Annotated in this window: 17 protein-coding genes; 7 read left to right on the forward strand and 10 right to left on the reverse strand. The window is 43.5% G+C overall.

The window, feature by feature from the left end; translation table 11 throughout:
- Positions 1–16: 16 nt before the first annotated feature.
- Entirely contained in the window at positions 17–637 is a 621-nt protein-coding gene (locus L2729_RS04430; protein ID WP_248987159.1) for a hypothetical protein, read from the reverse strand.
- 59 nt (positions 638–696) lie between these two features.
- Complete coding sequence (locus L2729_RS04435; RefSeq protein ID WP_248987160.1) at positions 697–1,845, reverse strand: sensor domain-containing diguanylate cyclase; 1,149 nt, start codon at positions 1,843–1,845, stop codon at positions 697–699.
- Between the two features lie 492 nt (positions 1,846–2,337).
- On the opposite strand from L2729_RS04435, the gene L2729_RS04440 reads away from it, so the two are divergent.
- A complete protein-coding gene (locus tag L2729_RS04440; protein WP_248987161.1) occupies positions 2,338–3,309 on the forward strand; it encodes a transposase in 972 nt (323 codons plus the stop codon).
- Between the two features lie 936 nt (positions 3,310–4,245).
- Here the strand turns inward: L2729_RS04440 and L2729_RS04445 are convergent.
- Positions 4,246–4,620, reverse strand: a complete 375-nt coding sequence (locus tag L2729_RS04445; protein ID WP_248987162.1) for a DP-EP family protein — start codon at positions 4,618–4,620, stop codon at positions 4,246–4,248.
- 99 nt (positions 4,621–4,719) lie between these two features.
- Positions 4,720–7,956 (reverse strand): nSTAND1 domain-containing NTPase, encoded by a 3,237-nt coding sequence (locus L2729_RS04450; RefSeq protein ID WP_248987163.1) that lies wholly within the window; start codon positions 7,954–7,956, stop codon positions 4,720–4,722.
- Between the two features lie 453 nt (positions 7,957–8,409).
- On the opposite strand from L2729_RS04450, the gene L2729_RS04455 reads away from it, so the two are divergent.
- Positions 8,410–8,733 (forward strand): hypothetical protein, encoded by a 324-nt coding sequence (locus L2729_RS04455; RefSeq protein ID WP_248987164.1) that lies wholly within the window; start codon positions 8,410–8,412, stop codon positions 8,731–8,733.
- 53 nt (positions 8,734–8,786) lie between these two features.
- Here L2729_RS04455 and L2729_RS04460 read toward each other — a convergent pair whose 3' ends face one another.
- The 3 genes from L2729_RS04460 to L2729_RS04470 form a co-directional block, all read right to left on the reverse strand.
- Positions 8,787–8,996, reverse strand: a complete 210-nt coding sequence (locus L2729_RS04460; protein ID WP_101093521.1) for a TOBE domain-containing protein — start codon at positions 8,994–8,996, stop codon at positions 8,787–8,789.
- A 477-nt stretch (positions 8,997–9,473) separates the two neighbouring features.
- Positions 9,474–10,643, reverse strand: a complete 1,170-nt coding sequence (locus L2729_RS04465; protein WP_248987165.1) for an MFS transporter — start codon at positions 10,641–10,643, stop codon at positions 9,474–9,476.
- 367 nt (positions 10,644–11,010) lie between these two features.
- Positions 11,011–12,048, reverse strand: coding sequence for a class I SAM-dependent rRNA methyltransferase (locus L2729_RS04470; RefSeq protein ID WP_248987166.1), 1,038 nt, complete (start codon positions 12,046–12,048; stop codon positions 11,011–11,013).
- Between the two features lie 180 nt (positions 12,049–12,228).
- Between L2729_RS04470 and L2729_RS04475 the strand changes: the two genes are divergently transcribed.
- On the forward strand, positions 12,229–12,822 hold the full coding sequence (locus L2729_RS04475; RefSeq protein WP_248987167.1) for an esterase/lipase family protein: 594 nt from the start codon (positions 12,229–12,231) through the stop codon (positions 12,820–12,822).
- Here the strand turns inward: L2729_RS04475 and L2729_RS04480 are convergent.
- The 3 genes from L2729_RS04480 to L2729_RS04490 form a co-directional block, all read right to left on the reverse strand.
- On the reverse strand, positions 12,819–13,478 hold the full coding sequence (locus L2729_RS04480) for a GAF domain-containing protein (protein WP_248987168.1): 660 nt from the start codon (positions 13,476–13,478) through the stop codon (positions 12,819–12,821). The two genes, L2729_RS04475 and L2729_RS04480, sit on opposite strands and share 4 nt — an antisense overlap.
- Before the next feature lie 350 nt (positions 13,479–13,828).
- Positions 13,829–15,175, reverse strand: coding sequence for a sensor histidine kinase (locus L2729_RS04485; protein ID WP_248987169.1), 1,347 nt, complete (start codon positions 15,173–15,175; stop codon positions 13,829–13,831).
- Positions 15,169–15,858 (reverse strand): response regulator transcription factor, encoded by a 690-nt coding sequence (locus L2729_RS04490; RefSeq protein WP_248987260.1) that lies wholly within the window; start codon positions 15,856–15,858, stop codon positions 15,169–15,171. The genes L2729_RS04485 and L2729_RS04490 overlap by 7 nt, the downstream gene beginning before the upstream one ends.
- Before the next feature lie 129 nt (positions 15,859–15,987).
- Here L2729_RS04490 and L2729_RS04495 point away from each other — a divergent pair, with 129 nt between their 5' ends.
- The 4 genes from L2729_RS04495 to L2729_RS04510 all read left to right on the forward strand — a co-directional run bounded on the left by L2729_RS04495 (position 15,988) and on the right by L2729_RS04510 (position 20,509).
- A complete protein-coding gene (locus tag L2729_RS04495) occupies positions 15,988–17,040 on the forward strand; it encodes a glycosyltransferase family 2 protein (protein ID WP_248987170.1) in 1,053 nt (350 codons plus the stop codon).
- Complete coding sequence (locus L2729_RS04500; RefSeq protein WP_248987171.1) at positions 17,040–18,449, forward strand: ArnT family glycosyltransferase; 1,410 nt, start codon at positions 17,040–17,042, stop codon at positions 18,447–18,449. The genes L2729_RS04495 and L2729_RS04500 overlap by 1 nt, the downstream gene beginning before the upstream one ends.
- Complete coding sequence (locus tag L2729_RS04505) at positions 18,431–18,871, forward strand: GtrA family protein (protein ID WP_248987172.1); 441 nt, start codon at positions 18,431–18,433, stop codon at positions 18,869–18,871. Before L2729_RS04500 ends, L2729_RS04505 begins: the two co-directional genes overlap by 19 nt.
- A 114-nt stretch (positions 18,872–18,985) precedes the next feature.
- Positions 18,986–20,509 carry an FG-GAP repeat domain-containing protein gene (locus tag L2729_RS04510; protein ID WP_248987173.1) on the forward strand — a complete coding sequence of 508 codons (1,524 nt, stop codon included), beginning with the start codon at positions 18,986–18,988 and terminating at the stop codon, positions 20,507–20,509.
- The last annotated feature ends 101 nt before the right edge of the window (positions 20,510–20,610 follow it).

The raw sequence follows: 20,610 nt of genomic DNA on the forward strand, positions 1-20,610 counted from the left end.
CATTAAAGCGCTAATATCAATAGCGCTTTTTTGATCGCGACATGATTAACGCCATCAGCTGTGCAAACATAACCCCTAAAAAGCTGCTTAGCAGCAGACTTATACCCGCTTGCTGCAAGCTCCAACTTGGCTCGTTGGTCGGTATCAACAGCATCAGCAGAAATATCGTAACCGCAAAAGTTTGTCCGATTTTTATGGAACAGTGATTTTTATTAGGTGTAGGAGGGTTGGCTTTCATTGCGGTTACTTTTTGATAGCTTCTTGCGAGCCAGCGTTTCTTAAGCGGTTGCTTCATCAACCACCACAATGGTGCACTCAGTGTCAGTAGCAATAAACTGGTGAAATTCCATAAACAGGGGATAACGCCACTGCATTCTGGGCAAACATAGCCAAACCAATGGCCGAATGCATTGCCATTACTCCATAACATGCCTGGGTTCATCGCATGGCAATGTGGGCAGGGAACAACTTGTCTGGCTGATAATGGCTGCTTACTGTGTTTTTCAATGAGCATGACCTCGGGAAGCCGTTGACCTAATACTAATTCGTTAATTGCCAATACGGGATTGATGGCCCAAAACAGTAATAATGGGCTCGGCAGCTGCAGTATCTGATACTTGTTAGGGTCATATCGCATCTTAACTCCTGATCAATATAGGGCGTTCTCGGCTTAGCTGTTAGCCTCGTTAGTTAGCATTACACACAAGCATTAATTCGGTTACGTCCGTCGGCTTTGGCGCGATAAAGCGCGGTGTCTGCGGCGCATAGCAATGCAGTGCTGGTTCTGAATTGTCCATTAATTTCGCTAGCGTGTCCTTGGCTCACACTGACCGAAACCGACGCATCAAGACCGATATCCATGTAGCTTAAGTCGTTAATGTTCTTTTGAATCAGTCGTGCGGTTTGCGCTACCTGCCTAGCATTGCTATTGGGCAGAATAATGGCAAACTCTTCGCCACCATAGCGGGCAGCGGTGCAATCTAAATTCGGTAATGAGGCTTCAATCGCTCTGGCTATTTTCTGTAAACAGTAGTCACCTAATATATGGCCGTATTTATCGTTAAAAGATTTAAAGTGGTCAATATCGATAATCAAAACACTCACCGGGCGACCTTTATCGACACAGGTTTTCCAGTGGCTTTGTATTTCAGAATCAAACACACGGCGATTGGCTAGCTTGGTTAAACAGTCGGTGGATGCCCATTGGTGTAGCTGCTTATATTCGGCGCGATACTTAGTCAGATCTCTAATCACAATGGCAAACAGGGGCGTGCTTAATGCAAAATGTGTTATCGACACCTCGACATCTTTGCTGACATCGTTTGGTAACCGCAGCGTGGTCTCTGCTGGTGCGTGGTTTAGTGGGCGGCTACCGGTACGTGATTCGATAATCATTTTTTGGTAAAGGGTTTTTTGTGGCTCTAATAAATAGTTTTGCCACTGCTGGCCAATCAATGTTGGTGTTGTCATCGATTGATTAGTATTTAGCTGTTCACTACTGAGATCTTCGCCAATCAATAGGTCGAGAGCATGTTCGTTGATAAGTTGAATGGTGCCGTGTTCGTCGACGACGACTATGGCTTCCATAAGCAGATTAACCATCATCTTAAGGGGTTGCAGGTGGGTGCTTTGAAGCTGGCTGGCGACGGCTATCGGCTTAAAAGGTAATGTTTCACTGGTGGCAGCGTGCTCTGTAGGGCCATCGCTGATAGCGGTATTGGCGATAATCGCGGTCGGCTGCGACGCGACAGTCGCGCTGTTTTTGCCCGTTGCAATAGTCGTCGCCATCGAGAGCGTTGAGCTTACAGCTGCCTTAGAAACGGTATCCGTTGGAGTCGCCAACATAGCAAATATCCCTTTTAAATGATTAATTTAACGCTTAGCCCACGTCAATTGAGTTAATACTTTAGCTAAAGGGGAAATGCTTTACCTTTCGGCAACCTTCCTAGTTAAGTAATTGTTACTATGTGGTTTTATTCTTAATATGGATATTGCGACGTCAACTTAAAGTGCTGGAATTGGATGTGGCTATAGATAAAAGTATTATTTTATAGGCTATTAGCTTGAGTATTTAGGCTAGGTGCTAGTAGGTGCTAGGTGCAGCAGAGAAGTAGGACTGATCTGTTATGGGTCACTCGTTTATAGGGTCGACAGCTTACTGGAGACATTTCTTAGTACAGAAAAATATGGCTAGCCATCCGCTTGGTATGTTATTGATTGAGAATGGGTGACTTATCTATTTTGTAGAAGGAAGGAAAAATATGGCCACCCATCAATAATCGCATGTTTGCAGCCTGCCGACTAAACTTGAACAATGAGCTTATGTAGGAGGTTGCCATGCCCCGTCCACGAAGAACGCAAATTAGTCTTGAAGACACTCCTTTTTACCATTGTTGCAGCCGTGTGGTTCGACGTGCTTTTCTCTGTGGCGATGATAAATACACGGGTAAAAACTACGACCATCGGCGAGGTTGGGTAGAAGCGCAAATACTCAAACTTACAGAGGTCTTTGCCATTGATGTCGCAGCTTATGCAGTGATGAGTAACCATTTGCATTTAGTACTTTATATTGATGTTGAAACCGTTAATAACTGGTCCGATAGAGAGGTCGTAGAGCAGTGGCATAAATTATTCAATGGAACGCCGTTGACGCAAAAGTTTGTTAAAGGCGAGGTGATTGATGACTATTTAGTTGCTCAACTAAAGCATGCTATCGCAACTTACCGTTCAAGGCTTTGCGACATTAGTTGGTTTATGCGCTGCCTCAATGAGCCCATAGCACGGCAAGCTAATCTTGAAGACAACTGCAGCGGACATTTCTGGGAAGGGCGTTTTAAATCGCAAGCATTACTTGATGAAGCTGCAGTGCTGGCCTGCATGGCTTATGTTGAGCTCAACCCCATTCGAGCCAAAATGGCCAATACGCCTGAATCTTCAGATCACACCAGTTTGCGACTGCGTGTTAAAGCGGCATTAAACGGTAAACAACCCACAAACTTACTGCCATTTATTGGTAACGAGCATCAACATCAACCTAAAGGCATCGCATTCAGCCTGAATGATTATCTTGAATTGGTTGACGAAACAGGACGAATTATTCGTGATGATAAGCGAGGATCAATATCTGCGAATGCACAAAAGATATTGCATCGACTGAATATACCTACTGCCAACTGGCTGAAAATAACCACTGAATTTGGCAGTCTTTTTCACGGCCCAGTAGGAACGCTGCAGGAGCTAAGCACCTACTGCGAACATCTAGATAAAAGGCGACGGCATTTTTCGAGTAGTTGTCAGTACCTGCCATAAGGTTAGATTCTATCTCAAAACTCTAAAGCTGCTTTCTCTGAAAATCAACAGAGCTGAAACTCCGCACCTGTAAATCAACGATTTCACGACAAATCGGTGAATTCAAACTCTTAGAACAAGATACCTGTCCAGCTAAAGCACAAACAGCACAGTGAAATATCCAGAGTCCCAATATTCATTACTTGCTTCGTATGTTATTGATTAACAATGGCTGGCTTATCTATTTTCATTACTTGCTTCGTATGTTATTGATTAACAATGGCTGGCTTATCTATTGGCTTATAGTGGCTGGCTAATCTATTTAGAATAGCGGCGCTGAGTCTGGTGATGGTTTTCATTTTAAAGTCCTTTTAAGTGGTGCGGTGTGGCTAACCGATATATTGATTAACAATGGCTGGCTTATTTATTCTCTCATTGATTAACAATGGCTGGCTTATTTATTCTCTCAAAACTCTAAAGCTGCTTTCTCTGAAAATCAACAGAGCTGAAACTCCGCACCTGTAAATCAACGATTTCACGACAAATCGGTGAATTCAAACTCTTAGAACAAGATACCTGTCCAGCTAAAGCACAAACAGCACAGTGAAATATCCAGAGTCCCAATATTCATTACTTGCTTCGTATGTTATTGATTAACAATGGCTGGCTTATCTATTGGCTTATAGTGGCTGGCTAATCTATTTAGAATAGCGGCGCTGAGTCTGGTGATGGTTTTCATTTTAAAGTCCTTTTAAGTGGTGCGGTGTGGCTAACCGATACGAAAAAGATGAGGCAAATGAGCCTCATCTTTTGGGGTTAACTATGGGTGTCTAGTTAATTTATTTATTGATTTGTTTTCATGTTAAGTCCTTTTAAATGGAGCTGGGTCATTTATTCATACGAAAAGATGAGGCGAAACGGCCTCATCTTTTTGGGGAGCTATGGGTGTCTAGTTAATTATTCCGTGCCGCGATTAACTATTTCAGGGTCAGGACTTGATATTAACAAACTACTCTTGGCCGAAGATAAAATAAAACGGAACCCCGTCTTACCTGGCGCCTTATCCAAATCGATCAAGTCCAACTGCTTACCATTAGAGGATACTTCTACCTTTTCAATCACTCCGTCGAAAGGAGTTGCAAAGGCTGCACCGACAAACTTCAGTTCCATATCTGTGTCATCATCAAGCACATAGCGGATGGTCTCTGCACTGTTAGCCGCTAAGCTACCTGTAACTGCTTTTCCGCCTTTAGTGTAGTTAAACTGCGGCACATTATTGTTGTTTAAGCTAACGGTAAGCACAAAATCAACGATGTTGGTTAAATCTGACATATCATATTTCCTTTGATGTTGAGAGTAATTAGGGGAATCAAGGTTGCTATATTTTCGTCTAGGGCTGTTAAAACTGATTAACTATAATGCCGACGTGTTTTAGTTTTTTATTAGTTCTGCTTGTTCGGTTCGCTCTTGCAGGCAGCTTAAAGCTCGAGCGTAAGTGATGGTATGTTCAGGGCTATTATTGATGCTAATTATACTTTGCATTCGTTTTCTAGCTTGTTGGCACAAACGTGTATCTAATGAAATACCACCTGAGGCTTTTGCTATTTCAACTTGTAGAAGTTCACTCGCAGATAACTTACTAAGATAAACTGTATTTTTAGGGTGTATAGTTACTATATGCTTAAAGAGTTCCGTAGCTTGTTCAGCCTGTTGTGCACTCTGCAAATATTCCCTACTTTTAAGGTAATATTTGGCAACAGAAAAATGATATTTGGCCCATACTAGTTCGAATTTATTCGATTTTTTCAATGAAAGATCGGCTTGGAGTATTGCCTTGATCTTGCTTGGTTGAAATTTTTCAGATAGATCGTTTGGATTATCAATGAATCTCAACATAATAAAATAAGTATAATATTGTTGGATTCTAAATACTTCATTTATAGGGTCGCGTTTTAAAGCTGCTGTTATTGCCTGATAGCTCAATGTTGCTTGTTCAAAAGCGCTGTTATGTTGATCAAGATAGTGGTAAAGAGATGCTAGAGAGTGATTGCTACCTGCTAGCCTTTCTAGGGTGTATGCATCAGTACTATTATTGCTTCTAATTTGTTGCTGAATTTGTTGATGTATCTTAATTGAGCTATGAATATCGCCTTGTGCTAATGCAGCACGAGCCAACCATGATTGAGTGTTTGCTACATCAGCTATAAGTTGAGGTTTATCGCGATCATTTTCCAACGCTTTAAGTTTCAATTCTAACGATGCTTCAAACCCTTGACGTGCTGAAGTAAAATCCATCTGCTTCATCGACAATGATCCCAACGTACTCTGCGCATAGGACAACTCCATCAGCGCATCGTTATCCTCTGGCGCAATATCAAACATGGTCTGGCTGTAGGCGAGGTACTTTTCAAACCACACTCTTGCCGCATCCCAATCGCTTTTATCGTAATCGAGCTGACCTATCCAAAAAGCATTAGCGCCTAAGGTTTTAAGCAACTCTAAATTTTGTGGCTGGGCAGTTAATAACGCGGTTAATTTGTTGCGAGCGGCATGAAAGGCGGTGCTGGCTTCGTCTAATTTATTACGCGAATAGGCGACTTCACCCATGGCCTCTAGGGTTTGTGCGTGTTGGAAGTTAGCGTCAAAGCCTAGGTTGTTATCATTAGTGAGGTCGGCGTCGGTAAAGTATTCTAGCGCTTTATTACTAATACCATCGAGCAGGTCCATGCGGCCAATGCCGCGCATCTTGTCGGCGAAATCACCCACCATAAAGCCGAGTAGATTTTCTGCCGCTAAACGCTTTTGCTGCGCCATTGTTTCCGCTTCGGTGCTCTTGTAACTCATCACTATGGATACGACTGACAGCACGCACAGGGCTGCAATGGTGAAATGTCGACGCCAGCGTTTGATACGTTGTTGTTTGGCGGAAGCGGCAATCAACTCTCGCTCCTGGGGTTCAATGGTAAACAAGGGATTATCTTGCAGGGCTAATGCCTCATTGAGAGGTTTGCCATCGGCGAGCAGGTAGGCGCTATTTTTGTGCTCTTTGCGCCAGCGCTTGGCAAGATGATATAAGCGGCTTTTTATCTGCAAGCTAGTATTGTGCTCGTCAATCCAGCTCGTGGCGCGCGGCCAACGCCTTAATAGTGCTTCGTGGGCAATGCTAAAGCAGGGCTCACCATTTTGCAGGTGTGAGACAAACAATCGGCTGTCGACCATGGCTTGCACTAAGGCGGTTTCGACCTCGGATTCTGACTGTGATTTAGCGAGCAGTTGTGACCAACGGGCGGTGCGGCTGGTGATGGATATTTCATCTTCTCTGAGCGTTACCAGCAAGGATAATACATGGGGCAGGCAGTTTTTTTGCTTTTCAGTTAAGCCATTGATGGCATCTTCTGCATTTTTACCGATGGCGCCCTCGATGCCGCCGAGCTCTTGATACACAGATACCAGCAGTTGATTGTCGGCGCTTTGCCTTAGATACAAGGCCTGCAACATGTATTGCAGCATCGGCAGTGCATCTGGGTTGCTGGCGGCTTCGCTACAGAGAATTTCGTCCAGCGGCATGGCGGTGTCGGGATCGCTATCCCAGGTTAAATTGGCTGCGATAGCGGGCAGACGGATCATCTGTAACAGTTCACTGCGAGAGGGCGGTGCTAAGTCAAAATGTGCGCCGCGACTTTTACCCGCCATTAATGTGGGGTAGTTCACCAGCAAGGGGTAAAACTCATTACGACAAGCACTTAAGATAAGCACAGTGCCTGAGGTGGCTAAGTGTTCAATAAGCTCGACAAAGATATGCCGCTCTTCATCTTTAAACAGCGGTGATGAGAGTAATATTTCAAGTCGATCGATGAATAGCGCGAAATGGGTATAGTTATTTGTTTGCGTTTTTAGCGCTTGCTGGCATAGCTTAATGACGGCATTGGGCTCATCAATCAATGTGGTTGCAAGGGTGTCGGCACTATAACCGTCAAACACGGGCAGATCGTTTAACTCCCAGTCGAGCATGGCGCTGGCCAGTTCAATAAACAACTGCGAACAGCTCACATCAGCAAAATCAAGACCACTATAGGACGCGACTTTAACGCTGTTATAACCGGCGGTGGTCATTAAGTTAGGCATAATACCTGCATTAATGAGTGATGACTTACCACTGCCGCTGGGGCCTAAGGTCAGGCAGAAGGCTCTGCCGTACTTAATTTGCTGGCTTATTCTATCCAGCAACACGCTGATCTGTTTGCCTCTACCAAAGAACACGTCGGCATAGTCGGCGCTATAGGCTTGTAAGCCGGGAAAAGGAGAGCCACTTTGCCAGCTTTGGTGAGCGGCTACCTCTTCTTGGCCAATGGGAAAGCGTACTTCGGCTAAGGTGCGATAACCCCGTTTACGAATGGTTTCAATGAATATGGGGGAGGTGGCGCTGTCGCCGAGTGCTCGGCGTATTTGATTAATGATTTTGTGCAGTGGGTTGTCACCCACATCGGTGTTGGGCCAACAATGATTGACGATGTCGTCGCTACTCAATACTTCACCTGCGCGTAGGCAAAGTAGTTTTAGCACATCCATGGCTTTTGGCTCTAGCTGCTTGACCTGCTTACCCGCGCGTAAGCTGTTTGCATTGGGGTCAACTTGCCATTCACCAAAGAAAAAAGTGTGATCACTCATCGTTTCATTCCATTGAGTCCTGATAGGGTGATACCTAAACGACTTAGAACAGCTCCCAAGTCAATGCTATTTATATCAGCGCTGCATTTCCAAGTGGCTTGAGCATAGCAGCCTGACACTAGGTCATCGTTATTAGGTTTAGCCTGCATCTAGTCCAAAATAAATTAATAAATCAGGCGTTTAAAGTCTAAATCCTAAACGATTATGTCACCGTTTTGAATGTAATAGAAGTGTGGCGCTTGTTATTTTTATGTTTATTTTTTCCGTGTTATTGAGATGTTTTTAACTTGGATTTTAAAGGAGGTCAATCTGATGGTTCAGTAAAATGAAGAGTGATATATTTTAATCTTAAGTAACAAAAGGCTTAATCAAGTCAGTCGAACTTTACTTTTGTTGATAAATGGCTGATGTTTATAAAAGTGTAAAATCGATTTGTGGTCAATAGAGGGCGTTATGTCGGTATTAACAATTGGTTTTTTGGTGCTGTGTTGTGGGATCGCTTTTATGGGAATGCCCGATCTTAACCGTACGCTTAAGCTGCACGATAGAGAGCAGTGGAATGCTTTGTTAGGATCTCAAGGTAGCTTTATGGCGTCTTTCGATCGGTTAACATTGTTTAGCTGGACCTTGAGTCGTCGGTTTGAGATCTCTGATAATATTGATATTCAGTACGCTGGCCACCAAGCTTTTAAGCGGGCTACTCGGGTTAAATACACCATGTTACTCGGTATGTCTCTGATTATTATTGGTTTCATTTCCTCTTTTTTTGGATATTAGTCGGCAGAAGAAAAAAGCCGCAAGCTAAGTTACGTTGCAGCTTTGATGAGCATTTAGTCTACAGCAACCATAACATTGCTTGCTTTAATGATCGCGTAAGCCTCGCCACCAACAACTAGACCTAGTTGTTGACAAGACTTCTTAGTCACAACTGAAGTGATCTCAACGCCAGGCGCTAATTCAATAACAACTTCATTATTAACTGAACCTTCATCGATAGATTTAATTTTGCCACTTAGGGTATTACGTGCGCTGATTCTCATGGATTAGTTCCTTTAGTATATGAAGCAGAAATTATACGTTGTAATGGCTTATCTCGATAATTTTAAAGCGTAGTCGTTACAATTGTTTGAAGTAAATCGCAAATTGCTAATAAATTGCATCGTTATTTTCTGTGGATGCGGTTTTATTTTTTAAGTAACTGTTATTAATAGACTAAAAATGTAGCGTGATTGTGTGAGTTGCATTGGCAGTTTTATATGTTTTCTACGGCCGTAATATCCTTCTACTTTTCTAGCATTTCAAGATATTTCAAAAGCACCCGCTATTGGCGAGTATAAACGACGCCGCTAAGCTTGTTTCATTCGAGTTATCGCCAGTCGTCACGCTATTTACGCTATGTGGGTTCATGGCAAGATCTTAAGTTAAGCATTTGAGTTGAGTCTTACGTTAGTGTTCTGCCGCGACATATGGTGGTAAGGAATGTCGCGCATGTATTTTAATGCGCGACATGTTGGGCGTTAACCAATGGCTGGCGTGTGACCGCTGTGAGTTCTTTGTAAGCTTTTTAACAGCATATAGATTGACGTTGTTGTTAACACAAAGCCTAAATACAGTATTAAAGAGTGTGCTGATTGACTACTATGTGCGGCGATTAATGGCCCAAATACTGAGCCAACACTGTAACTGAGCAGCATTAATTCGGTCGCAGCGACAATCTTTTCAACGCTTAAAGCATCACAAGCAAGCGTTATTGCAATGGGGTAAAGTGCAAAGCAACTGGCACCAAGAATAAAGTAACTCACGCTGACTAACGTCATCGATTGTCCATTCAAAATCCCTAGAGCCCCTATCGTTCCAAGTAAACAAAACAGCGCCATTAATAGGCTTTTACTGACTTTTATTGATAAATAACTGACCAGAGGTTGAATAAGCATGCCACCCAGAATAGTCAACGCCATCAAAAAAGCGGTTTGTTCTGTACTCGCAACTTGATTATGGATGTAGGTCGGCATCAAACCATAAATTGGCCCAAGTAACATACCGGAAACTAAACAACCAATAATGGCTGGCATACTTATCTTTCTTGCTTCTCGAAGGCTGATTTTTTGATGTTCAATCACTTCTGGTTGACCTTTTTCTATTAATAACGGCGGTAAAATGGCTATGAATAATAAGCCGATAACACACATAAAAGGTGTGAGTCCGTTTACGCCGATAGGGCCAATGGCAAGTTGGCCTAATGCACTGCCACCATAAAGTAAGGTCATATATAGACCTAAACGTTTAGCTCTTTTTTTTGCACTATCTGCCATTAACAGCCAAGACTCAACCACGACAAACACACCTGCCACAGCGATACCCGCTACAAAGCGTGCCGCTAACCAAACCCAAGGGGTTGGGAAAAGCAGCATTAGCACTATAGTCATAATGAGTAGGGCAAGAAACATCACTAATGCGCAGCGGTGGGTGCTTCTTATGATAACCGCCTGAATGCAGGTGGTGCCAACCAATATCCCCAAATAGAAGACGCTTGCGAGCCAAGCAATGAGCGATGTGTCCATTGCAAATGAGGTTAAAGATAATGGAATAAGGCTCATTAGAAAGCCTGAAGCGATAGCGAAAAAAGCTAAGCCTGCCACCGGAGTGAAGGTGCTGTTTTCTGATGTTTTAAAGGCAGATTTATCCACCTTGTACTCCTTAAAGTTATGCTTTTGCATGTTTGAATGCAAATTTGAGGAAGCGGATTTTATGCCTTTTTTGGGCAAAGTAAAGTTTATTTTTCAAACGCTGAAACAAGGTAAGTTATTGACTGGAGTTTTAACTAGTATCTAGTTGTATTTAAGTAATATTAAACTCAATTTACTCTAAGGTTCGTGATGAGGTTGGTCGTTATTTTATATGAGATTGTTGGGTGGTTTAAAAAGCAGGAACTCGTTGTGTGACTAGCCAAGTAAGCTTTTTCTTTATAGCGGTTAGAGGCTAGATTGTATTGTAATAGTAAAAATGACGAGTTTAATGTCGTCACTTTTACTGTATTCAGCATGTTTCTGTTGACTAGCTTAGGGTTAACGCGACCATTTTTAAGGGATGATTGCCATCAAAAGATGGGAAGTCTTCATGGCAATCGAGCCATACATGCTGGGTCACCTGACGCCCTTGTTTTTCAACGCAGCGCACTAAACTGTCAAACCAAGTTTGGCGGTCAACTTTAGCGACATTGTTACAGCACACTATGGTGCCGCCAGGCTTAGTGGTTAGCATTGCTGGCTTAAACAAGCTCTGGTAATCATTAATGAGATCGACAATACCAAAGACGCTTTTTGCATATCTTGGCGGGTCTAAAAAGACGAGATCAAATTGAGTCGCAGACAGTTTTGGATAGGCGGGCAGCTTCTGGTTTCTGCGGCCGCCGACTTTCAAGCCAGCCAGCTGTCTTAATGCCGGAAATGCATCACTTTGAATAAATTCACAGACATTTTCAACGTGGTTGAGTTGCGCATTCCTTTTACCCGCAGCCAGTGCGAATGAGGAAAAATCAATATTAACAACCCGTGTCGCGCCGCCAACGGCTGCAGCGGTGCCAATACCGCAAGTATAAGAAAATAGATTGAGTACCGTACGATCCTGACTGTGTGATTTTACATATTCACGGCCAATGCGCATGTCTAAAAATAGCAGTGGATCTTGGCCTTCATGGCGCAATTTACTGCTGAACAAAATACCATTTTCCTGCATTTGCTGTTCACTTGTCGCGAAAACTTCATTGTCATCACTTAAGCTATTCAGTACGCGAGAATTCTTGTTGGAGCGGTCATTATAAATGACCGGTAACATTGACTCTTGGGTCAGCTGAACTGTTATCTGGCTAAGCTCATCCTCAGTCAATGCTTGGTGAAAACTTTGGATCAGCCATGCATTGCCATAGCGATCAATATTGAGGCCATTGATGCCCTCTACCGTACCGTGAAATATTCGATAGCAATCGGTTTCGTTTTGCTTTGCATTCGCTAAAAATTGAGTTCGTTTGCTAATGGCAGCACTCAAAGCTTGTGATACAGACTGGAGAGTTGGGTTCGATGGACTTATCGACATAAATACAGGGCTCACTTGAAATAAAGGCAGATGGGACGCCGCTAATAATAGCAAAGTTAGCGCAATAAATATCGTTACCGAAAGCCGAGTTGTGTTTTAGTTGCCTTATAAAGTGTGAGTGGTATTTGTTAATATGGGTTGCTACGCTTGAGGCATGAGACTTGACCAAAAGAGGTGTTGATGAAAATTGTGTTAGTACATGGCATTTTTAATACTGGGCATGTGATGCGCTGGATGCAGCAACAATTTACGCGTGCTGGGCATGAGTGCTTTTCACCGACGATTGCTCCGTTCGATGGACGTTTGGGTATAGAGCACGCTGCAGCCAACTTAAAGCGGCAGATTGAGCAAGAGTTTGGCCTTGCGGAAGAGATTGTTGTCATCGGCTTTAGTATGGGCGGCATAGTGGCACGTTATTATTTACAGCTTTTAGGGGGAGCTACAAGGGTCAGGCAGTTTTTTAGCTTGTCGGTGCCTCATGCGGGCAGTATATGGGCCTATTTGCCATACCCATCAAAGGGCGTTAAACAATTACGCCCTAAAAGCGAGCTGTTAAATGAGCTGCGCGCAACAGAACATATCCTTGAAAATGTTGAACTTTACTCTTACAGAACCCCTATCGATTTTACTATTGTGCCCAACTCAAGTTCCATCTGGCCAGTGGCTGAGAATAAGTCATTTTGGATAGTACTGCATTTGACGGTGATATTTAGCCACAAAATTGTGGCAGAGATAAACCGTAATCTCGCATCGCAAGGGGGCGATGGGGATTAAATAGAGTGTCGCTGATTGAGAGTTGCCACGGCATCGTTACTTAAACTGTCTACTTTATCGGTTTTCAGATCCTTGTAGGTTCGTTCAAATGCGTCCTGTCGCGCTTGTTTTTGCAGTTGATCAAATTCAAACGATTTTTTATGTAATTGTTGGATTAGCCGTTGGTTATCTTGAACTAATTGTGCCTGTTGATAGACACGTTTGAGGTCAGTTTCAACGACTAATTTAAATCGAGTCAGCAATTGTTTGGTGGGGTTATCGAACTGCATCGGTTGCGAGTCAAGCATACAGATGGTGCCAAAGACATCACCATTGGGCCAACTCAGTGGTAATCCTAGATAGGCTATCATACCCAGTTTTATATCGGGATTATTAGACCAATGAGGGTCTTGGGTGGCATCGTTAACCGTGAGCAGTTTTTTCCCGGTGATCACTGATTCACAATATAACCCCATGCCCAAGCGTTCGCGTTCTTTAGCTTGGTATGGGTTGTGGGGAGTATTGCTGCTAATAAAAACTTCAATCTCTTTAGGGTAGGTTCGCATGATGAGAGTGGCAGGAATTTGAGATATTTCAGATATTAAGTTAACCATCTCTTGCCAGCTTTGGCTTATGTCTTGGTGGATGTCGATATTCTGAGTGTCGAAAGTAACCATATCTATCTTCCTTTTGTTAACGCCTTACTTGCTAAGAGTAAGGGCTATTCCATGCGTCCTAGTATTAGTTAAGTTGGTTTCTAGCCAAAATCAACTGGGCAAACATAAAATATGTGCTTAACAAATGGAAAAGGCTGGTTTAGGAAAATAACTGACTTTTTACTGTTGCGAATAAGGTTGCTCAACACAGGGCTTCGAGTAGGCCGTTGACAGTGTGTTTTTAGTCGATGATGACTCTGTAAATACCGTTTCAGCCGTCAAGGGTTAGCGCAATTTTTATCTAAGCTTTAGCGCTAACGGTATGTCCATTAGCGCTAAAGTCATTTCCATCATCAGTCCTACCCGGAACATTACAATGTTAATAGTGGAAAGGTTAATTGTGCGCTGCAGCCTGTTGGTTGCATATTGGATAGGTTGAACTGCCAGTGGTAGCGTTGACACAGACTATCGACAATCAACAAGCCAAGTCCGTGACCATGTTCATTGTCTTGCTCTGATTCGGTAAGCCCGCGACCTTTGTCGGTGATGACTATCTCATGACGATTGATTGATATGGTGATCTCTCCAGAGTTACTTGCATTAATGGCATTGCTGATGACATTAGTCAGTAACATACGCAGTACTGCGGGGGCCGGTTTTATGACTGGAGCTTGCTCAAAGTTAATGCTGATATTAATACTCTTACTATTAGCCAGCCCTTGTAGCGGTTGAATTATTTGTTGCACTTCGTCTAAAGATAGAGATCTTGGCGGATTGCTTCCGGTTGCTCTTTCTTGTTTAACTAAATTGAGTAGGGCATCAATAGTGTGCTGCATATCAAGGGCTGCGCGTTGGATACGGCCTCGTTGACGTGCTTGAAACTCGAGTGCGTTGTTTTGCTCTTGCAGTTTTGCAGCGCCGCTGATCACGGTCAATGGCGTTCTCAGTTCATGGCTGGCATAACGAGCAAAGGCTTGCTCCTGTTTCATCATCATCTCATTTTGTTGTCGATAATGGTTCAGGCTATCGGCAAGCTCACGAAATTCAGCCGCCGATTGGTCTGAAACACTAAAGGTTTTGTTGGACTCTGTTGATTTTAATTGTCGACTTAACTGCTCTACGGGCTCAACTAGGCGGCGACTCAGCTTATGGATAGCAAAACCAAATAAGCCAAAGAGTACGCCGATAAAACAAAGCACAAACAGATTAATCGCGGTCCATTCAGTGTCACTCAATTCAACATTTTCGGTTGGCATAATTAGAAATAATGACTTCAGTTGGCCATCGAGTAAAAATTCTCCTCTATACAGAAAAATCTCCTCTCGGCTATTTGCTCCCTCTGCGCTTAAAGGCGACAACGCGACTAACTCATGCAAAAAGCCAACCTGATTATCGTTATAGACCTCACCATTAAATCCGATAGGAAAATCGCCTAACTCACCATATTTCTCTGGAATTAATTCTAGAGAGTAAAAAGCTTGCACGTGCATACCGATATCTAAGGGTTGTTTAGCCCCTTGTTGAAATAGGCTAATGGCGTAGGGGGCACTTGTTTCAAGCTCGTGTTGATTAACTTCATCTTCAATCCATTGCATCAGTCCAAGCATTGACAGGTAAATCGTCAGACCGATCATTATTGCGATAGCACTGAAATACCACATCAACTTATGCGGTAGGCTTGAGGCTGAAGAGACCTTGTTAAGCAGCTTGTTTAGCAAAGTTCCTCTCCGAGCTGCAGTCTAAAGCCTATTTTTGGCACTGTGGCTAGCATGGGCTGTTTAAAAGGTTTGTCGAGCTGATTACGCAGTTGGTACATATGGCTGCGTAAAATATCATTGCTGGGTGGCGATTGTCCCCAGATCTCTTCAATTATGATCTCTCGCTTAACCACATTTGGCGCATGTTTCATCAGCAGTAACAATATTTGATAGGTGGTAGGTGTGAGTGCTAACTGCATCTGTTGACGGTAAGCTTGGTGCTTGGCAATATTAAGTTCGACATCGCCGAATCTGAGACTGCCTTGTGCTACTTGGCCACGGTGACGTTTTATCAGTGCTTTGACACGGGCATCTACCACATCGAGATCGAAAGGTTTACCAAGATAGTCATCGGCACCACAGTCAAAACCACTCAGTAGATCCGCTTTGTTATCCAGTGCCGTTAACATCAGAATTGGGGTCGTACAACCAAGCGAACGCAATGCTTTACATAGGCTTAGGCCATCGAGTTTGGGCAGCATTAAATCTAATAAGATGGCATCAAAGTCAAATGCTTGTGCGAGTGACAAGCCTAGCTCGCCATTATCTGCGAAATCAAGTTCAGCGCCTTGAGCCTCAAAGTAGTCTCCAAGAATACCGGCTACATCTATGTTGTCTTCAATAATGAGTAGTTTTAGTGTCATCGTTAAGCGATTAATGAGTCTGGTAGTTGTACCCACTTTAGCACTATTTTTGTCGAAAAAATGTCAATGACATTTTCTTCACTTTAATACAGGCATGCTACTGCAAAAATAAATCGACTAGGATTTTTCATGCCATATTCTCATGCGGAAAAAAGTGCTCCCAATGCTGAAATATGTTTGTCAGTTATTGTGCCGCTGTTTAATGAATCACAAATGATAGCACCATTAATTTCACGGCTAACAGCGGTATTATCTGAGCTGGATGAAAGCTCTGAAATTGTGTTTGTGGATGATGGCAGCAGTGATGATTCCTGGCAGCAGGTCAGTCAATTACCTTTGGCAAATAATGAGTATCAATGCATTAAATTAAGCCGTAATTTTGGTAAAGAGGCTGCAATGTCGGCGGGTATTGAGCATGCGAGAGGGCTCGCGGTTATTATGCTAGATGCCGACTTACAAGATCCTCCAGAGCAAATACCGCTCATGCTAGCCCAGTGGCGTGCAGGATACGAAATCGTCAATATGAAACGACGAAAGCGGCTAGGTGAAACCTGGTTTAAGCGTTTTTCTGCAGCTTGCTTTTATCGATTGATGAATTGGCTTTCTGATTCCCCCGTGCCTGAGAATGTGGGTGATTTTCGTTTAATGAGCCGTCAGGTTATCGACAGTATTAAAGCATTACCTGAGCGTAATCGATTTATGAAAGGCCTATTTAGCTGGCCTGGATTTTCGCAAAAAACTTTGGAGTTTGATCGCGACCCCCGCTTTGTGGGTGAAACAAAATGGAATTACAGCAAGCTATTTGGCTTAGCAATGGATGGCATCACCTCTTTCAGTTTTAAACCGCTGCGTATTGCTACCTGGTGTGGCGTGTTTACGGCTTTTAGTGCCTTTGCTTATGGTGGTTGGGTGGTCACTAAAACGCTTGTATATGGTGACACGGTTGCCGGTTACCCCTCAATGATGGTGGTGCAACTTGGCTTGGCGGGGATTCAGCTCTTGGCGCTAGGGTTAATTGGCGAGTACCTAGGACGAGTCTTTGTGGAAGTTAAGCAACGACCACTTTATTTCATCGAAGAGGTCGCTTATCGCCAATCTATTTCACAGATAAAACCACGCCATCAACCCGTCGCTAGCGACGTTCCAGCTCATAGTAATATCAGCTATTTGGAGGCCAATTGATGCAAGCTTTGAGTTCTGCGCAAAAAAGCTTGGCTGTGCTGTTGCTGGTGGTATTGACTCGATTATTGCTACTGCCTTGGTATCCGTTAATGGATACCACGGAGGCTCGATATGGTGAAATGGCGCGTTTGATGGTTGAAACCGGTAATTGGATCACGCCGTTATTTGATTACGATGTGCCGTTTTGGGGAAAACCCCCACTGCATACTTGGATGAGTGCAGTGTCTATTTTGGGCTTTGGTGTCTCTGAATTTTCAGTGCGTTTTCCGCATTGGATTGCTGCCATGCTCACCTTAGGTGTGGTGGCACTTTTTGCTAAAAGGCTACGTTTACCGATAGTGCCAATACTCATTATTTTAGCCTCAACCGTGGTGTTTATTGTTAGCGCGGGTGCAGTGATGACCGACATGGCATTGACCTTAGGTTTGACGATGGCAATGGTGGGGTTTTATCTGTGTTGGCAAGGCGAAATTCGCTGGGGCTATTTGGGCTTTGTTGGTCTTGCGATTGGCTTGCTGGCGAAAGGCCCTGTTGCGTTGGTTATTTTCGGCATTGGCACTGGGTTATGGCTACTGTGGCAGTATGGATTGATTCGACCGTGGCTCCTTTTATGGCAGCGGGTTCCCTTGATTAAAGGGGCTATATTAATGCTACTGATTGCCCTACCTTGGTATGTTATTGCCGAAAATACTACGCCGGGTTTTTTAAGTTATTTCATCGTTGGTGAGCATTGGTCAAGGTTTGTTGATAGTGGTTGGCAGGGGGATCTGTACGGCACTGCACACGATCAAACCCGTGGCACTATTTGGCTGTATTTTATTGTCGCGGCGTTGCCTTGGTCTTTGTTTTTACCTCAAGCGCTTTATAAAATAATGATGGCAGAGCCGAAGAAAAACGATGCAGACACAGCGTTACATGGCAATGCGTTAGCAAGTTATCTTGTTTGCTGGATGATAGCGCCTATGGTGTTATTTACCTTTGCAGGCAACATATTACCGGCTTATGTGTTGCCTGGGATCCCTGCATTGGCGATATTGATCGCTTTTGCTTGGCGAGATACACAAGTGCCTATGTTGCATCGAATAGCACTCCTCATTCCGGCGTTACTAATTATCGCGGTCGGGGTGATCCATTTCGACGCGGGAAAGAATAAGAGTGAGCGTTGGTTACTGCAGCAACGACAAGAGGTTCTTGCCACTTATTACTGGAATAAACAGCCTTTCTCCGCCCGTTTTTATACTGCCGGTAAAGCTGAACTCATCACCTCGTTAACCGATGTAGACTTACGCGGTAGTCGATATTATCTGGTCGTTCAACGCGCAAAAATGGATGATGTTCGTTTTTCAAATTGCGATGAGGTTGCCAATAACAGCGATAGAGGATTATTGCTTTGTCGTCCCAGCCGATAAGTTTACTGAGTCAGTACTGGCGTAAGTACCAACAAGAAGGGCGCTTCTTGTTGGTCGGTGCTAGCGTATTTGTTGCTGATGCAGTGTTATTTTACCTGCTATTTGAAACGTTTGGTTTACCCCTGATATGGGCGAGAGTAGGGGCATTTTCTGTCGCGGTAGTGTTGTCGTGGTTTGCGAACCGCTGTTGGACTTTTAGTGATAGGCAGCAAGAGACTAAAAGTCGGCAGTTAATGATGTCGCTGTTGGTGTCGAGTATGGCGGCGGTTGCTAATCTGTCTGCTTTTTATTTGATATCACTGTGGCTTGGTCAATCGCTGTTAGATGCCGCATTCGCCTTTAGTGTGGGGGTATTAACAGGTTTAGTACTCAATTGGTTTGGTGCCAACTTTTGGACTTTTAGAGCGCTGGAGATTGATTAATCCCGTATAAAGAGGGTGATATGTTACAAACTGTTAAATTCGCTTTTACTCTTAGCGTAAAACCGCTAGCTTGAATCATTGTACTTTTGTGATGGCTAATGGAGTAAATCAAACATGGAATCGGTTTTAAAAGGCTTGGGTATTGGATTAGTGGTATTAGGGGGCATTGTTGCTCAGCCCGCTGAAGCCAAATCAACGTCTAAATTGACGCTGACGGAAACGACGTTGAATGCGCCTTTTAATTTGACGCACCCTATCGTGTCGGCCGATCTATTACCGGCAGACGGTAAAGAGTTAGTCGCCTTTGGGGTTGATGATTTAAGCCAGCGCTGGATGGCGGTTTATGCGTTAGAAAACAATAAGTATGAACTTGCGATTAAATTGGAGTTGCCTCAAGCCTTCCACTCATTCGATATTACTGAATATCAAGCGGGTAAACGCCAACAATTGTACTTTCTATCCCAAGAAAAACTCCATGTTTTCCAGCCTCAAAAAGACAGCGGGACTGCCGAGTTAATCGCGTTAGCCGATATCCATTCTTTGTCCTTTAAATCTCGCCCGGATTATTTAAGTCGAGGCGAATTTATTGCAGATTTAAATGGCGATAAACAGGATGATATTTTGATCCATGACTTTAATCAGGTACATCTATTTATTGCTGATAACGGTGAGTTTAAACAGCAGGTGTTGCCGATTAAACCACAGTCTAGATTGTTTGAAGATGGCGCAACGTATACCCAGTCGAAGCTCTATAGTAGCGATATCAACCTTGATGGTTTAGTCGACATTGTCAAAATTGGCGAAGGAGAGTTAGAGCTTTATCGACAAACAAAGGACAAGATGTTTCACCCCATTGCTGAATTTGTGTCAGTGCGCCAACCTATAAGTGGTATTGACTGGTGGAACAAACGTGATGCCTATGGCGAGCAGCTCGACCAAAGTGAGTTGGTGTATCGCAAAGTGGAAGAGCTTATGGACATCAACAACGACGGCATTACCGATCTCGTGGTGCGCTATACCAAAAGCTCAGGTGTATTCGATAGGGAGAACGACTACGAGGTCTATCTTGGTGAAAACCAAAAGGGCAAGTTGGTGTTCCCAAAGTTGGCGAGCAGCGTTGTTAAAGCGGATGGGACATTAACGGGGCTACAGTTCATTGACATTGATAGTGACGATAAAGTCGAAGTGATGGTGGCTGGGTTCGATATCGGGGTGTCACAGATTATCGGTGCATTGCTTTCTGGCAGTATCGATCAAGATGTTCACCTGTTTAAAATGGATGAACAAGGACGTTTCGCTGAAGAGTCAAATGTCAGTAAAGAGGTTGAACTCAACTTTAGTTTAAGCTCAGGCCAAAGTGGCAGTCCAGTGGTAAAGTTGGCTGATCTTAATGGCGATGGTTTGAAAGATTTAATGCTATCTGATGACGAAGACACGTTAAGGATCTATTTTGGTCAAGCGGGTGCACGCTTATTTAGTCGTGATGCAGAAAAGCACGATTTAAAGTTGCCTATTGATGGCGGAATGCTGCAAAGCGATGACTTAAATGGTGATGGTAAAGAGGACATCTTAATTAAATATGGTAAGCAAGATGATAAAGCATTAGCCAACCAATTTAGAGTGTTCTTCGCCAGCTAAATCATTCTTTGAAGAGGCAGTGAATAGCTGCCTCTTGTTACCCTCTGTTAACACCTCATCTCTACTTAAAAGTGATTTATTGTTCAATCTATACAAGTAAC

Origin of the sequence: Shewanella gelidimarina, from assembly GCF_023283945.1 — a bacterium.
GTDB classification, from domain to species: Bacteria; Pseudomonadota; Gammaproteobacteria; order Enterobacterales; family Shewanellaceae; genus Shewanella; species Shewanella gelidimarina.

Coding starts and splice junctions, on each gene's coding strand:
- L2729_RS04430 (WP_248987159.1), bottom strand. CDS start 637: ATGCGATATGACCCTAACAAGTATCAGATACTGCAGCTGCCGAGCCCA.
- L2729_RS04435 (WP_248987160.1), bottom strand. CDS start 1,845: ATGTTGGCGACTCCAACGGATACCGTTTCTAAGGCAGCTGTAAGCTCA.
- L2729_RS04440 (WP_248987161.1), top strand. CDS start 2,338: ATGCCCCGTCCACGAAGAACGCAAATTAGTCTTGAAGACACTCCTTTT.
- L2729_RS04445 (WP_248987162.1), bottom strand. CDS start 4,620: ATGTCAGATTTAACCAACATCGTTGATTTTGTGCTTACCGTTAGCTTA.
- L2729_RS04450 (WP_248987163.1), bottom strand. CDS start 7,956: ATGAGTGATCACACTTTTTTCTTTGGTGAATGGCAAGTTGACCCCAAT.
- L2729_RS04455 (WP_248987164.1), top strand. CDS start 8,410: ATGTCGGTATTAACAATTGGTTTTTTGGTGCTGTGTTGTGGGATCGCT.
- L2729_RS04460 (WP_101093521.1), bottom strand. CDS start 8,996: ATGAGAATCAGCGCACGTAATACCCTAAGTGGCAAAATTAAATCTATC.
- L2729_RS04470 (WP_248987166.1), bottom strand. CDS start 12,048: ATGTCGATAAGTCCATCGAACCCAACTCTCCAGTCTGTATCACAAGCT.
- L2729_RS04475 (WP_248987167.1), top strand. CDS start 12,229: ATGAAAATTGTGTTAGTACATGGCATTTTTAATACTGGGCATGTGATG.
- L2729_RS04480 (WP_248987168.1), bottom strand. CDS start 13,478: ATGGTTACTTTCGACACTCAGAATATCGACATCCACCAAGACATAAGC.
- L2729_RS04490 (WP_248987260.1), bottom strand. CDS start 15,858: ATGACACTAAAACTACTCATTATTGAAGACAACATAGATGTAGCCGGT.
- L2729_RS04495 (WP_248987170.1), top strand. CDS start 15,988: ATGCCATATTCTCATGCGGAAAAAAGTGCTCCCAATGCTGAAATATGT.
- L2729_RS04500 (WP_248987171.1), top strand. CDS start 17,040: ATGCAAGCTTTGAGTTCTGCGCAAAAAAGCTTGGCTGTGCTGTTGCTG.
- L2729_RS04510 (WP_248987173.1), top strand. CDS start 18,986: ATGGAATCGGTTTTAAAAGGCTTGGGTATTGGATTAGTGGTATTAGGG.